The organism is Bartonella callosciuri, assembly GCF_014203215.1.
Lineage (GTDB): Bacteria > Pseudomonadota > Alphaproteobacteria > Rhizobiales > Rhizobiaceae > Bartonella > Bartonella callosciuri.
In genome coordinates this window covers 84,864-99,414 of sequence record NZ_JACHIM010000002.1, presented here as the reverse complement: position 1 = coordinate 99,414, position 14,551 = coordinate 84,864, and the positions used below count along the sequence as shown (strand labels likewise).

11 protein-coding genes, 1 other RNA gene and 2 pseudogenes are annotated in these 14,551 nt (G+C 36.9%); 12 read left to right on the top strand and 2 right to left on the bottom strand.

The annotated features are described in order from the left end of the window. Positions 1-7 precede the first annotated feature (7 nt). Positions 8-169: a ThiF family adenylyltransferase gene (locus HNQ69_RS07775; RefSeq protein ID WP_343056828.1), complete on the bottom strand. Its 162-nt coding sequence runs from the start codon at positions 167-169 to the stop codon at positions 8-10. A 1,410-nt stretch (positions 170-1,579) separates the two neighbouring features. Next, a complete protein-coding gene (locus HNQ69_RS02375) occupies positions 1,580-2,167 on the bottom strand; it encodes a c-type cytochrome (protein WP_183228493.1) in 588 nt (195 codons plus the stop codon). Positions 2,168-2,271: 104 nt separating this feature from the next. On the opposite strand from HNQ69_RS02375, the gene HNQ69_RS02370 reads away from it, so the two are divergent. From HNQ69_RS02370 to HNQ69_RS02315, 12 genes and pseudogenes are all read left to right on the top strand, one after another. Next, positions 2,272-3,003 (top strand): 3-deoxy-manno-octulosonate cytidylyltransferase, encoded by a 732-nt coding sequence (locus HNQ69_RS02370; protein WP_183228492.1) that lies wholly within the window; start codon positions 2,272-2,274, stop codon positions 3,001-3,003. Beyond that, a pseudogene (locus tag HNQ69_RS02365) lies at positions 3,000-3,863 on the top strand (prephenate dehydratase). Before HNQ69_RS02370 ends, HNQ69_RS02365 begins: the two are co-directional and overlap by 4 nt. 590 nt (positions 3,864-4,453) lie before the next feature. Beyond that, positions 4,454-4,859: pseudogene (locus HNQ69_RS02360) on the top strand (hypothetical protein). A 955-nt stretch (positions 4,860-5,814) separates the two neighbouring features. Beyond that, positions 5,815-5,912, top strand: an RNA gene (ffs, locus tag HNQ69_RS02355) — signal recognition particle sRNA small type. 232 nt (positions 5,913-6,144) lie between these two features. Further along, the gene (locus tag HNQ69_RS02350; RefSeq protein WP_246348459.1) at positions 6,145-8,085 is read left to right on the top strand and encodes a DNA polymerase III subunit gamma/tau; all 1,941 of its coding nucleotides are present in this window, start codon (positions 6,145-6,147) and stop codon (positions 8,083-8,085) included. Between the two features lie 14 nt (positions 8,086-8,099). Next, on the top strand, positions 8,100-8,423 hold the full coding sequence (locus HNQ69_RS02345) for a YbaB/EbfC family nucleoid-associated protein (RefSeq protein ID WP_183228490.1): 324 nt from the start codon (positions 8,100-8,102) through the stop codon (positions 8,421-8,423). Between the two features lie 36 nt (positions 8,424-8,459). After that, a complete protein-coding gene (recR, locus tag HNQ69_RS02340) occupies positions 8,460-9,065 on the top strand; it encodes a recombination mediator RecR (protein ID WP_183228489.1) in 606 nt (201 codons plus the stop codon). A 67-nt stretch (positions 9,066-9,132) separates the two neighbouring features. Next, a complete protein-coding gene (locus tag HNQ69_RS02335) occupies positions 9,133-10,161 on the top strand; it encodes a YeiH family protein (protein WP_183228488.1) in 1,029 nt (342 codons plus the stop codon). 547 nt (positions 10,162-10,708) lie between these two features. After that, complete coding sequence (gene tsaB, locus HNQ69_RS02330; RefSeq protein WP_183228487.1) at positions 10,709-11,401, top strand: tRNA (adenosine(37)-N6)-threonylcarbamoyltransferase complex dimerization subunit type 1 TsaB; 693 nt, start codon at positions 10,709-10,711, stop codon at positions 11,399-11,401. Next, positions 11,394-11,885 carry a ribosomal protein S18-alanine N-acetyltransferase gene (gene rimI / locus HNQ69_RS02325; protein ID WP_183228486.1) on the top strand — a complete coding sequence of 164 codons (492 nt, stop codon included), beginning with the start codon at positions 11,394-11,396 and terminating at the stop codon, positions 11,883-11,885. Before tsaB ends, rimI begins: the two co-directional genes overlap by 8 nt. Before the next feature lie 31 nt (positions 11,886-11,916). Further along, positions 11,917-13,293: a tRNA (N6-isopentenyl adenosine(37)-C2)-methylthiotransferase MiaB gene (miaB, locus tag HNQ69_RS02320; RefSeq protein ID WP_183228485.1), complete on the top strand. Its 1,377-nt coding sequence runs from the start codon at positions 11,917-11,919 to the stop codon at positions 13,291-13,293. Between the two features lie 143 nt (positions 13,294-13,436). Then, on the top strand, positions 13,437-14,543 hold the full coding sequence (locus tag HNQ69_RS02315; protein ID WP_183228484.1) for a PhoH family protein: 1,107 nt from the start codon (positions 13,437-13,439) through the stop codon (positions 14,541-14,543). Positions 14,544-14,551: the final 8 nt, after the last annotated feature.

The following is a 14,551-nucleotide window of genomic DNA, read 5'->3' as shown; positions in this document are numbered from 1 at the left end:
ATCGGCTCTAGACAATTTGTTTATATCTTCTTTTACAGTGATGTAGCTCAGTAACTTCACTCTGACTGTTGCTCTGTGTCAATTCACGTCGAAGAACAGTCGTCTTAGGAAGTCCAACATTTTGTTTCAGTAAAAAAAATTGTCTAGTAAGGTTGGTTATCTCGATCACATCATTGTCGACAATATTAATTTTCCACGCCAGAGGATTCAAGTATCACTGATACATGATTATCAATTCCACCACATCCTAAATGACCACTACTTTTTGTAAAAGGGTATGCTGAACGGACTCTGGATCCATATACCGTAACCTTGATAATGAAGGTGATTTCTGGAATATCGATTATTGAAGATACTGCTCGATGTTTCGGCTAAAATAAGAAAGTGATTAGAAAAAAGAAAGTCACATGCGCGGTTAAAATCTTCTCTTAACATGATTGACAATAGCGAATTGTAAACTTCCTCCACCGTCTTTTTATCGGTCTATTGTGCGGCGAGGAGTACAAAATTTTTCCAGTCTTTTCTTTCGTTGATAACAAACTGCTTTTGAACTCGCACCAAAAATTGTATCCCTCCTTACGGACAAGAACACGGGTGTATGTTCCTAAAATACACTGCTCTTCCATTACCCCCCACTTATGCATTAAAGCAGCCTTTCTCTGAAAACTTATTCCAGAGAAAAAAATTTTTCTTATCAGTTATAAGCCTCTATGATGCATGACACCCCCATTAATTTTTTATGTCTTTATTATTCGCAACGAATATAACAGAGAAAAAAGCCTATGTAAAAACACAATTATTATAATATACTTTTATGGTGTAAAGTGAACATTTTTACAAAAAATACTAATCAAGGTGATTTAGAAAACGGAAAATATTTTACGTTAAGGATTATTTTGCTGTGTTTGAAGAATAAATAAAGCTTGTTTTTAGCAGATTTTATTTCCCATGATATTTGAGTTGGTTAACTCGAAAAAAATTCAAATGATGTACCATAAAAATATTCATTCACTCGCGTTAATAATATTGCTCTAACTTGGGAGATGATAGCGGTTTTGTTTCTCAGTAAAATGCTAGATATTGCTTTGCCTGATTTATGCTTATCCTCCAAATTAAGCGGATTAATTTGATTCAACTAATCATAGGCATATTTTATTTCATTACCAACAACAGAGAGAAGGAATGCAAATGGAACCTTTGTAATCATTATACAATTTTAAGTGACCATCGAACTCAACGCATCCTCCTAGCTATTTAATAGATAAATTTTGGATAATACGTTTCCACTCTTGAGCATGAAAATCTACTTATGAAGTAATGCATTCAGAGAAAATTAAATTGCTTTTCTTAGCATAATTAACTGCATAAATATCAAAGTTTTAATGGAATACCCTTAAAAAAACTACCGTGTGCCAATGATAAACTGACGCGTTAAGTATAAATACCTGCATACTTTTGTGTTATGTAGCGGATTTAATGATAAAACAAAAGATAGATTGATGAGTGAATTAAAAAACACATTGGAACCCAAACTCCCAATAAAAATCTAAAAACCGATCGCATCTCTTTCTCAAATGATTTACTTCTGGAGTAGTTTATCTTTGGTTTGATCTGGCTCACCTTCTTCATTATCCATTGGTAAAGGAACAGGATGATCCGACAAACTGCGTAAATAAAGCAAAAGATCAGCACGATCTTGATCATTTTTTATCCCACGAAAAGACATAATTGTTCCTGGAAACGCTTTACGCGGTGATTGCAAATAACGATCTAAAGTGACAAAATCCCACCTTTGATAAGAGTTTGCACGCAATGCCCGTGAATAAGCAAAACCTGGTGCTGCAGCCAAAGGACGGTTCACTATGTCCCAAAGCACTGGACCAACACGCCCTGATTCATTGCGTCCAGAGGTATGGCATATAGCACATTGATGAAAAATTTTACGCCCATTTTCAAGATTGCCCTGTTGAAGGCGATCATTGAATGATAAAGAAGTCTCAGATACCTTCTGTTTCTCCTGAAACGCATCCTTCTTTGTAATTGTATGAGAATATTGAACCGATGGAGAACTATCATAGATTAGATCGCTGAGTGTGGAAATTCCCACCAAAATAATCAGCACAAAGAGACAAGCAAAAACAAAATAGACGACTGTCGAGCGATTCATAAAAATTTAAACGTTCATCTTTTTATTACCACTTCCAGATTAAGCTTTTTCCTTATAAAATACAACATTATAAATGCATTACATATGGCATTTGGAGCTTTAGGATGGCACTTGAACCGATTATTCTTATTCCCGCCCGTATGGGCTCAACCCGTCTACCCCAAAAAGCTCTCGCTGAGATTGCCGGAAAGCCGATGATTGTTCATGTTGCTGAACAAGCAAAAAAAGCTGCAATAGGACGTACTCTCATTGCAACAGATCACAATGCCATCGCTAAAGCCGTCACAACTTATGGGCATGAATGTATCATAACACGTGATGATCATAAATCTGGGTCTGATCGTATTTATGAAGCTTTAACGCGTATTGATCCTGAACAACGCTATAACGCTATTTTGAATGTACAAGGTGATCTGCCAACAATAACGCCTTGTGAAATCATCAGTACTTTACAGGTTTTGGAAAATAACTTCACTGATATTGCAACCTTGGGTGCTAAAATCATTGAAGAAGGTGAGAAAAGAGACCCGAATATTGTCAAAATTATTGGTACACCGCTTTCTCAAAATCGCCTTCGTGCTCTTTATTTTACCCGCGCAACAGCACCTTATGGAGATGGTCCTCTTTATCATCATATTGGAATATATGCCTATCGACGCGAGGCGCTTGAAAAATTTGTGGCGCTTAAACCTTCTCCCCTCGAGCAACGTGAAAAGCTTGAACAGTTACGCGCATTAGAACATAATATGCGCATTGATGTAGAAATAATCGACACAATCCCCTTAAGCGTCGATACGCAACATGATCTTGAAAGAGTCCGTAAGATTTTAGCATGACAATACTTAAAAAAACCAATAAAATCTCCTTCCAAGGAGAATATGGTGCAAATTCCTATATCGCTTGTTCTAATTATGTTTCCCAATATGGAGGCTGTGCCCTTTGCTACTTTTGAAGACGCACTCAACTTAGTGAAAATGGGCAAGCTGATCTTGCTATGATCCCTATTGAAAATACTTTTGCTGGCCGTGTTGCGGATATTCACTACCTTTTACCACAATCATCTCTCTATATTATTGGTGAATATTTTTTTGCTTATCCATTTTCAACTCATGGTTCTACCTGGCGTTACGCATGACGAAATTAAAACTGCACACAGCTATATACATGCTCTTGCACAATGCCGTAAAATCATACGTAAAAATGGCTGGATACTTATTACTTCTGCCGATACAGCAGGAACTGCAAAATTTATTTTAAAAAAGCAAAACGTTCACAAGCAGCCTTAGCTCCTCTGATCGCAGCAGAATTCTATGGGCTTGATATTCTTGAAAAAAATGTTGAAGATAATCCCCATAATATTACCCGCTTTGTCAGCCTTTCACGTGCTCAACAACATCTGCCAAAACTCCAAAATGGTGAAAAATCATCACGAGCCTTCTTTTCCGCGTACAGCAATGTGCCAGCTGCCCTTTATAAAGCCATGGGAGGATTTGCCACAAACGGTATCAATATGACAAAATTAGAAAGCTATCAAATTGGTGGAAATTTCAATGCAAAACAATTTTTTGTTGACATCGAGGGACATCCTGAAGATCCTATGATGCAACTTGCCTTAGAAGAACTCGCTTTCTTTTCTACTGAATTTCGCATTATCGGTATTGATCCTGCCAAAAACGATCGAACGCTGCAGGTATGAAAGATAATAAATTGTACAACTTTTTTGACATCGAAGAGCATCCTGAAAACGCCATGATGCAACCAGCCTTAAAAGAGCTCGTTTTTTTCTGCTGAACTCCTTTTCATCAAGGATAGTGAAACACAAAAATAAGCGATAGTACCCACTAAAAATACTCAAATCATTCCGATAACATTTTTTTACAAATTTATATTAGAATAAACATCAATAGAGCCAGCACAAAAACAACACAAAGAAATAACGCAAGGACCCAAAATACATATTTCTTTGACCATCCCACTCCCCCATACGAGAAAAATATCTTGAGAATACGAACAATTTCTTCATGGTAGCTTATCCAAAAAGGGATCGCTGTAAAACTTCCAAATAAGAGGAGAAAATAATTTAGATTACCATCAGAGTAAATCGAAGCTACAATATATTTAAATCTTTCTGGCATTCAACTCGCTCGATTGCAAGCAATTTTCAAAATGGTTTTTATAAAGCTAAAAACGCCGTTTAGCCTTACATTTCGGAGTTTAGTGCAATCTTTTATATTTATAAAAGGTGATTTATGATTAATCGTATTTTAGGATCAAGGAGAAAAATAATTGAAGAAAATTTTCACTCAAGGGCTATTAACCGCTAATATTCTTGTCTTTTCCAGTGTTGCATTGGCTGGATTTGGTGAGAAAAATGGAATTTTACGCCAAGTGAAAGCGTTACGATTGGTGCCTCCACTACAATACACCAAGGCGTTGAATATTCTTGCAAGACATTTAATCCCAAGAAAGCATCCTTTACTTTAGCATACTCTTCCCATCTGACCTAAACAAATTAAAGATTGTCGCTGACAATGAAAATAAAATAATGCATGATAAAGAAAATAAGGTCTTTACTCTTAAAAATGTAAAATCTCTCGATATAAGTTTCCCGTCATCGGAAAATTATATTTTTAAAAATATTACGAAAAAAACGGTTATTGGAAAAAATTGTGATACAGGGGGTTATAATTGATCATATTTCGAAGCACCTAACTTGAGTAAACTTATCTAATAACTCAAATAAGCTTGATTTTGAGAAGGGTTGAGTTTTTATATTTACCGGCAAAATCAAATTGTTCGGCAAAATTGAATATTGAATGACTTTTCATCCAATGAAGTTGTTTTGTATTTTCATTATCAGAGCAGTTTTTTCACAGGGCCATAACATCCAGCCGTGGAGCCCAATCATCTCCAAAATTGCTACAAACTAAATTAGAGACAAATTATCCATATAAATAGAGAAGCAATAAATACCCCACTTTAGGCTGTTAAGTATATTTCATATCCTGTTACAAAATAATAATGCACAATGATAGATATATCCTGTTAACAGTAGAATGAATGCCGCAACATATAAAAACTAATTCTAACCTTCTTTTGTTTTGACTATTCTAAGACTCGTAATTACATTGTGTTTCAGGTTACATTCATTTAAACTTAGTCAAAGAGAGATTAACCTTACTTTTTCTCTCACTTTTAAAGAGCGCATCAAACATGAAATATTTAAAGCAGAAAATACAGATTACGCACATTATTTAGCAACAATATTTTATTTAGCAACAATATTTTTCTCCAATTTTCCAATTTCAGCTAATTGAGTGACCCACAGATTTCATACCTGTTTTTCTGGTTGTAACTTCTCACCAATTGACTACACAACAGTAAATAAATGTTCCCACCCCAAAATTTCTAAACCAATCTTAATCAATTAGCACCTTCGGGCATTTCACCATGATATCAAACAAAATAAACACTTTATTCATACTCAACGAACACAAAAAGCTATTCTAATGAAAATTGAGAAATCCCTATTCTCTTTGTTATCCATAATACAAGAATTAAGCTTAAAGGAAAAATTCGCTATAGATCTTGTCATATTTTTTGTTTCTTAGCTTGATTTTTCATTTTAAATCGACAATATGAATTTGGGAGGTTGGTGGTGGACGAACTACTCGCCAACCGGGTCAGGTCTGGAAGGAAGCAGCCCCAACGAGTTCTGGTACGGGTCATCGTACCAGCCTCCTATTTTGCTGAATAGATCGTATTTTTGCCGTTTTTCAGTGAAATATTTTTAGTTTTTAGAGCAATATTATTCATGTAGCAAGCAAAGAGATTGTGCTATCTTTAAGCAAACTGTTCTATTCTTTAAAAAATAAATTGATTGAGAAAAAATCCTTTTATATTAGACTGGGATATTAACTTGTCCTTTTATGTTATCAAAATATACGCATAAAGAAGCCTCAAATTTGGAATCATTGATGGAAAATATGCCAGAAGAAACGACCTATCGTGTTCTTGCTCGCAAATATCGACCTCAAAATTTCTCTGACCTTATTGGTCAAGAGATAATGGTGCGTACCCTCACGAATGCTTTCGAAAAAGGGCGCATTGCACAAGCATGGATGCTAACAGGAATTCGTGGAGTCGGTAAAACCACAACAGCGCGTATTTTGGCACGTGCACTCAATTACAAAACAAAAGATATTGACCAACCAACAACCATCTTGAAAACACTTGGTGAGCATTGCACACAAATCATTGAAGGACGCCATATCGATGTTATAGAAATGGACGCGGCTTCGCATACGGGTATTGATGATATTCGTGAAATTATTGAACAAATACGTTATCGTCCTGTTTCAGCACGCTATAAAGTTTATATTATTGATGAAGTACATATGCTCTCAACGCAAGCATTTAATGGCTTATTAAAAACACTTGAAGAACCACCACCACATGTAAAGTTTATTTTTGCAACGACAGAAATTCGCAAAGTTCCTATTACGATCCTTTCACGTTGCCAACGTTTTGATTTACGGCGTATTGAATCAACAATTTTGATCGCTCATTTACGCAAAATTGCTAAACATGAAAATATAGAAGTGGAAGATCAAGCGCTTTCCATGATTTCCCGTGCTGCAGAAGGCTCTGTACGTGATGCATTGTCCATTTTTGATCAAGCGATTGCTCATAGTGATGGCAAGGTCAGCGCCGTTACCATGCGCGCAATGTTAGGATTAGCTGATCAAGCACGTATTATTGATCTCTTTGAATTTATCATGAAAGGCAACGTTGTAAATGCATTGAGTGAACTACGCAGCCAATATGATGCAGGTGCTGATCCTCTCGCTATATTGACAGAATTAGCTGATTTCAATCATCTGGTTACACGTCTACGTTTTACTCCAGAGATAGCCGAAGATCTCTCATTTACTGAAGATGAACGTTTGAGAAGCTTAGATTTTTCACAAAAACTTTCCATACCTGTTTTATCCCGAACCTGGCAAATGTTACTCAAAGGCTTACAGGAAGTGAGTCAAACCGCGCATCCACTTCAAGCTGCCGAAATGTTACTCATTCGCCTTGCACACACTGCTGATCTGCCAACGCTTGATGAAGCTTTGAAAAAGCTTATCAAAGAAAAAACACCTCTTACTATCATCCCAGATTCTTCTCATCAAGAATCCATAAATACAAATAAAAAAACAAAAGAAACCACTGCATATGCCCATTCTTTGTCAGATGCTTCAGAGCCATTCAACAATCAGTCAGATTTAAAAACACCCTTGGAAAGCCAATTAGCCCATTCCTTACAACAAAAAGATTCAGCTAAATTTCAAACTCTTGAAAGCCATAAAGCCACTGAAATAACAGAAGCTTTTGAAATTTCTCAATCTATTAAACTTTCTGAGAATATTACAAATTTATCACACTCCTCCACGAAAGCAGCAGCGGAAATTGTCAGATCACAAACTATCATTATCAATTCCTTGCACGATATTGTTAAATTAGCCGAACAACATAATGAGATTCCTTTCAAACTCCTTGTTAAAGAATTTGTTCATCCTGTTTCTTTTAAACCAGGACATATCACCTTGAGACTCTCTGAAGATGCGCCACGTTCACTCGCTCGTGATATAGAAAAAATGCTTTTCCAATGGACTGAAAAACGCTGGACTATAACTTTTGTCAATGAAGGAGGAGGACCAACCCTACAAGAGGAAAGTGTAGCTGTTCAAAAAACTCTTTTTTCCAATGCACAAGCAGATCCTGATATCGCAAAAATACTTAACCATTTCCCAGAAGCAAAAATTGTCGATATTCGCCTGAATAAACAAGAAAACGATCTTGATTTACTCCCTAATAGCTTTAAAAATGCTGATGCTTTTAAAAATGAAAATGATATCAATGATGAATAAGGACACCTATTTCTATGCGTAACATGATGAACATGATGAAAAAAGCTAAAGAAATGCAAGAAAAAATGCAGCAAATTCAAGAGGAAATATCTAGTCTGCAAGCTGTTGGCACTGCAGGTGGTGGTCTTGTCAATGTCACCTTAAATGGCAAAAATATCATAACGGCGATTCAAATTGATCCTTCATTACTCAAACCTGAGGAAATTGAAATTCTTGAGGATCTTATTATGGCAGCCTATAATGAAGCCAGAACAAAAATTGAAGTCGCTATAGAAGAAAAAACTAAAAGTGTGGCAAAAGGCTTACCACTTCCATCAGGTTTTAAACTTCCATTTTAATGAGCTCAGTTTTATTGAATCCCGTGGGGATAAGATATGTCTAAATGTATTGCAGGACCTGAAATTGAGCGTCTCATTCAGCTTTTAGCGCGGATACCTGGTCTTGGTCCACGTTCGGCTCGTCGTGCTGCACTTCAACTTATCAAAAAAAAAGAGACATTGTTGGAACCTTTAGGAGCAGCAATACAAGCAGCTGTAAACAAAGTCTGTATTTGTTCTGTTTGTGGAAATGTAGATACAACTAATCCTTGTTCAATTTGTACAGATCCCCGTCGCGATGATACAATAATTATTGTTGTTGAGGATATTGCTGATCTGTGGGCTCTTGAACGCGTAAAAACTTTAGCAGCACGTTATCATATATTGGGTGGACGACTCTCTCCCTTAGATGGGATAGGTCCTGATGAACTTAACATAGCTCCCTTAATACAGCGGGTTGTACAAAATCCAATTACAGAAATTATTTTAGCTGTTAATGCTACAGTTGAAGGGCAGACAACAGCTCACTATATCACTGACCAACTCTCTCATTTTTCAGTTAAAATTACCCGGCTTGCCCATGGAGTACCAGTAGGAGGAGAATTGGATTATCTTGATGATGGAACCTTAGCAGCCGCCTTACAAGCAAGAACCAATCTTTAAAATTATCTTTTATTCCCTGTTATTTCTTTGTTCTCTAATATCGTTTTTTATGTGGGGAATATACAAAATGCACAAGAAAAAGCTCTTTCTCTTAAATGATTTTGGTCCTGGGATCTTGGCCTGTCTTCTTATATCTGTCTTAGCCTATGGTTTAGAAATCATAGAAAAACAGCTTTTTGCAGAAGCGTGGCTTGAAAGTCTTGTTTTGGCAATCCTCTTAGGATCTATGATTCGTAGTTGTTTTAATCTACCAAAATACTTTCAAAAAGGTATAACCTTCTGTGCAAAAACACTTCTTGAAGTGGCTATTGTTCTTTTAGGAGCAAGCATTAGCATCCATTCAGTTCTTTCAGCTGGTTGGAATTTGCTTGCGAGCATCGTATTCGTTATATTCATAACTATTCTTATCAGTTTTTCTATCGGACGGCTTCTTGGGCTTTCTACACGTTTAGCAATGTTGGTCGCTTGTGGTAATGCCATTTGTGGAAATTCAGCGATCGTCGCAACAGCGCCTAGTATCAATGCCAAGCATGAAGAAGTTGCAGCATCAATTGCTTTTACCGCTCTTTTAGGGGTTTTAATTATCCTGTTCCTCCCCTTTTTCCATCCACTTTTGAATTTATCATTTAGCCAGTATGGTGTGCTCGCCGGCATGGTTGTTTATGCTGTACCACAGGTTTTTGCAGCAACAGCATCTGTTTCTTTTGCAAGTGTTCAAATTGCAACCATTGTCAAATTGGTGCGGGTTTTAATGTTAGGTCCTGTGATTTTTATTCTCTCAATCATCTATCATCGATCAGCACAAACACGCTTTCGTTTACACACCCTCATCCCATGGTTTATCCCTGGTTTTATTCTTGTGATGCTTATCCGCTCAAGCAATCTTATCCCTGAAGCAGCTCTCAACCCCATTAAATTTATGACTCAGTTGTTCACTGTTATTTCAATGGCAGCATTAGGTTTAGGTGTCGATATCCGCTCATTAAAAAAAGCAGGATGGCGCGTCATTTTGGCTTCAACTTTCTCGATAATCATTCTTGGTATTTGTAGCCTTATTATGATACAATTAAATGATTTAAATCATATAACATTTTGAAATATGCGTTCTCAAATATTTTTGCTTTTTTAACGTAGCGTATAATCGCCCTAAGAGCTTGCTAATATTGGAGAAACTCTTTTATCAAACCAGATTAGAACTCCAAAAATTTTCCTATCATTTTATATAAAAGATCGGATATAGTTTGATATTAGTAGAAAACTGTTAAACTGATTGTTCAATTGTTTTTTCAGAACACAATTATTTGCAACTGAGCAGCATAGTAACAGAAAAAACTATCCCGTTTTCTTATTTTATCTGTTCTAATCAAAATCAATTTTTTATAAAAGCTTTACAGAATATGCTCTTATTGGGAAAAATAAATGTGACTTCAAGATTCCTTCCTTTCAAATTGCTTTTACTCACGATATGTATGGCAAAAGAATACAATGAAAATCAAACAAACTTACTGTATTCAATAAAAAGGTATTGTTATGTATTGGTACTAGAAATCTTCTTAAAATGTTGCAAAATATCTCAACAAAGTAAAAAACTAAAAAATACAGAAGACCTTTTGTTTATCATATTATTCAATTAAAATATTTTTATGCTTATTCTTGCCATAGACACTGCTTCAATTCATTGTGCCGTTGCACTCATTCGTCATAAATCTGTCGTTGCGCGTATCAGCGAACCCATGCACAAAGGGCATGCTGAGAAACTTATTGGATACATTGCACAAATAACGAGCCAAGCCAATATCACTCTGGACCAAGTTGATCGTATTGCTGTCAATATTGGACCAGGATCATTCACTGGTGTGCGTGTAGGGGTTTCAACAGCACGCGCTTTAGCACTAGCACTCGAAATACCGGCTGTTGGAGTAAGTACACTTGAAGCATTAGCAGCACAAACAACAACCAATAAAAACGCTGTATCAACCATCGCCGTTGTCATTGAAGCTGGAAGAGACATGTTTTACCACCAAAACTTCAAAGAAGACCTCACACCTCTGGGAGTACCGGGATTAAAAAAAATTGAAAATATTATCGAAGATTTACCGCAACAAACCAGGCTAACTGGTCCAGCAGCTGATATCATTGCACTGCACATTAAAAACAATAAGATAAACAAAAAAATCATCCGAAACCAAATTCTTTGCAAGGCAGCTGATATTGTAAGCTATGCTCATCTTGCTGCAAACAAAAAAACACAAGATTCACCCCGCCCACTCTATTTACGCAATGCTGATGCAAAACAACAAACCGGTTTTGCTTTACCACGAAAAAATAATGTCTAAATTTTCATTGATAAAAAAGCATTTTTGGATTGCCCCGCTACAAGCTGATGATAGTTTTTCTCTTCATAAAATTCATCAACTTTGTTTTGTTCCTGCTTGGGGAAAACAAGCTTTTGATAATTTCTTAACAGATCACTCTATATTCGGATACAAAGCCTCTCTTATTGGTCGACCTGATCAAATTTTAGGCTTTTGTCTATGCCGCCTCATTTTTGATGAAGCAGAAATTATCACAATTGCTGTTCACCCTCATTTCCGTCGAAAAGGAATTGGCACCTTACTTATCGATAGTACATTTCGACATCTTCACCGTGAACGCGCTATAAAACTTTTTCTAGAGGTAGAAGAAACAAATATTTCTGCTTTGAACCTTTATCAACGTTTTGAATTTCAAAAAATTTCTAAACGCCTTGCCTATTACCAAGAAAAAAACAATCGGGGAGATGCAATCATTATGCAAAAAACTTTTAAGCAAACAGATTGAGATTTTCATAAAAAACATTTAGACATGCGCTATGAATAAAGTAAATCCTAAAAACATGCCTCCTGTTCCTCCTAAAAAGGTTTTTATCAAAACCTATGGATGTCAAATGAATGTTTATGATAGTCAACGAATGACTGATAGTCTTAGTTCACAAGGTTATGTTACGACACAAACACCAAATGACGCCGATCTTATTCTTGTTAATACTTGTCATATTCGTGAAAAAGCAGCAGAAAAACTTTACTCTGACCTTGGTCGTTTGCGCGTAATGCGTCAAGAACGAGCACCTGATAAGCCCCTGATGATCGGGGTGACTGGTTGTGTTGCACAAGCTGAGGGAAGTGAAATTTTACGCCGTGCTCCAACAGTGGATCTTGTCATTGGTCCACAAATGTATCACCGCTTACCAGATTTGTTAGAAAAAGCTAAACAGGGAAAAAAAGTTATCGAAACGGACTATGCTGTTGAAGATAAATTTGCTCATTTACCACCTCATAATAAACGTGCTGTAAGAAAACGTGGTGTTAGTGCATTTTTAACAGTACAGGAAGGCTGTGATAAATTTTGCACTTTTTGTGTTGTTCCTTACACACGGGGTGCCGAAATATCGCGATCCATCGAACAAATTACCGAAGAAGCCCGCCAACTCATTGAAGCTGGTGTCAAAGAAATCACGCTCCTTGGACAAAATGTAAATGGTTGGCACGGACAAAGTGCTAATGGTAAAACTTGGCGTCTTGGTGATCTTCTCTATCATCTCGCTAAACTGGATGGTTTAAAGCGTCTACGTTACACAACTAGCCACCCGCGTGATATGGATGATAGTCTTATTGCCGCACACCGAGATCTTGACATATTGATGCCTTACCTTCATCTTCCTGTCCAATCGGGTTCGGATCGTATTTTAAAAGCGATGAACCGCCAACACAAAAGCGTTCATTATCTCCGTCTTATCGAAAAAATTCGTACCGCACGACCCGATATTGCTTTTTCAGGCGATTTTATTGTAGGATTTCCAGGAGAAACAGATGAAGACTTTGAAGAAACCATTAAACTTATTAAACAAGTGCAATACAGTTCAGCCTATTCTTTCAAGTATTCACCCCGCCCCGGAACAGTTGGTGCAACAATGAAGAATCACGTTGATGAAACTGTAAAAGATGCCCGACTTCAACATTTACAAATCCTTCTCCTTGAACAGCAAAATGCATTTTTGCGCTCTAAAATTGGTCAAACAACGGATGTTCTCATCGAAAAAGCTGGACGTCACTCGGGACAAATGGTAGGTCGTTCGCCATGGCTTTTACCTGTTGTGGTAGATACAGAAGCCTCTACGGGTACCGTTGTGGCAATTCATCTTAAAAATGCAAGTTCAAACAGTTTTGTCGGTCAAATGGCAAATGTATAAACATGTCTTGTTCATAACAGAGATTTTAGAAAGATCTTTTATTTTCAAAGAAAATGATTACATCTAAAGTTTATACTCTATGAAAGAGTGATTGTTTTTTATAAAGTTTATTCAAAAAAGTATGCAATACTTGGGAGAATGGGTTGAAAGGTTCAACCAGAAAAGTAAAACGCAGTAAAGGGAAAATAAGTACTTGTTCTGAGAATACTCGTATCTTGAAAAAAGTAAACGCATCAGATGTTAATTATGTTGTTTTAATTTTTGAAAACAACATGTATGCGAAAACAGTATTTGGTAAGTTCGACGAAAACCTTGCTTATATTGAACGAAAATTCGGGATTAGTATTCATCCACGCGGTAATGAAGTTCTAATTCGTGGAAAAAGTCTTGCCACAAGGCACGCACAATACGTATTACAACAGCTTTATGAACACGCAAAAATACATCAAGAGCTCACTTTATCGGATATAGAAGGAGCGATTGCCATGGCAGATTTCCCACAAGAACAGCAAGAACTGCCAACAAAAACCCAGGCTGAAACAAAACAACCAGCACGGTTGAGTACGCATAAAAAAATAATCCATGCCCGAACCCTAACACAAAATACTTATATACGTGCAATGGAACATAGCGAACTTGTTTTTGGTGTAGGGCCAGCAGGAACAGGCAAAACATATCTTGCTGTTGCTCATGCTGTAATGCTTCTCGAACGTGGTATCATTGAACGAATTATCCTCTCACGTCCAGCCGTTGAAGCTGGAGAACATCTTGGCTTTCTTCCCGGTGATCTCAAAGAAAAAGTCGATCCATATTTACGTCCACTTTATGATGCCCTTTATGATATGATGCCAATCGAAAAAGTAGAGCGCATTTTAGCCTCTGGTGTTATAGAAATTGCTCCTCTTGCTTTCATGCGCGGACGAACACTTGCCCATGCAGCTGTTATTCTTGATGAGGCGCAAAACACCACGCCCATGCAAATGAAAATGTTTCTCACACGCCTTGGGGAAGGAACACGCATGATTGTCACAGGTGACATAGGCCAAATTGATTTGCCTGCAGGGCAAAAATCGGGTTTAATCGAAGCAATAGATATTCTTTCAAATGTAGAAAATATTGCAATTGTTCGTTTTGATGAAAAAGATGTTGTACGCCATCCCCTTGTTGCCGCTATCGTCCGTGCTTATGACAGTGCTTCTAAAGCACAGAACAAAGAAATGCTACTCTCATGCAGTGCATCAAAGAAATGAATTTGTTT

What these genes read in the sequence shown, in the direction of transcription:
- HNQ69_RS02370 (WP_183228492.1), top strand. Translation starts at nt 2,272, where the DNA reads ATGGCACTTGAACCGATTATTCTTATTCCCGCCCGTATGGGCTCAACC.
- HNQ69_RS02335 (WP_183228488.1), top strand. Translation starts at nt 9,133, where the DNA reads ATGCACAAGAAAAAGCTCTTTCTCTTAAATGATTTTGGTCCTGGGATC.
- tsaB (WP_183228487.1), top strand. Translation starts at nt 10,709, where the DNA reads ATGCTTATTCTTGCCATAGACACTGCTTCAATTCATTGTGCCGTTGCA.
- rimI (WP_183228486.1), top strand. Translation starts at nt 11,394, where the DNA reads ATGTCTAAATTTTCATTGATAAAAAAGCATTTTTGGATTGCCCCGCTA.
- HNQ69_RS02350 (WP_246348459.1), top strand. Translation starts at nt 6,145, where the DNA reads ATGGAAAATATGCCAGAAGAAACGACCTATCGTGTTCTTGCTCGCAAA.
- HNQ69_RS02345 (WP_183228490.1), top strand. Translation starts at nt 8,100, where the DNA reads ATGCGTAACATGATGAACATGATGAAAAAAGCTAAAGAAATGCAAGAA.
- HNQ69_RS02375 (WP_183228493.1), bottom strand. Translation starts at nt 2,167, where the DNA reads ATGAATCGCTCGACAGTCGTCTATTTTGTTTTTGCTTGTCTCTTTGTG.
- recR (WP_183228489.1), top strand. Translation starts at nt 8,460, where the DNA reads ATGTCTAAATGTATTGCAGGACCTGAAATTGAGCGTCTCATTCAGCTT.
- miaB (WP_183228485.1), top strand. Translation starts at nt 11,917, where the DNA reads ATGAATAAAGTAAATCCTAAAAACATGCCTCCTGTTCCTCCTAAAAAG.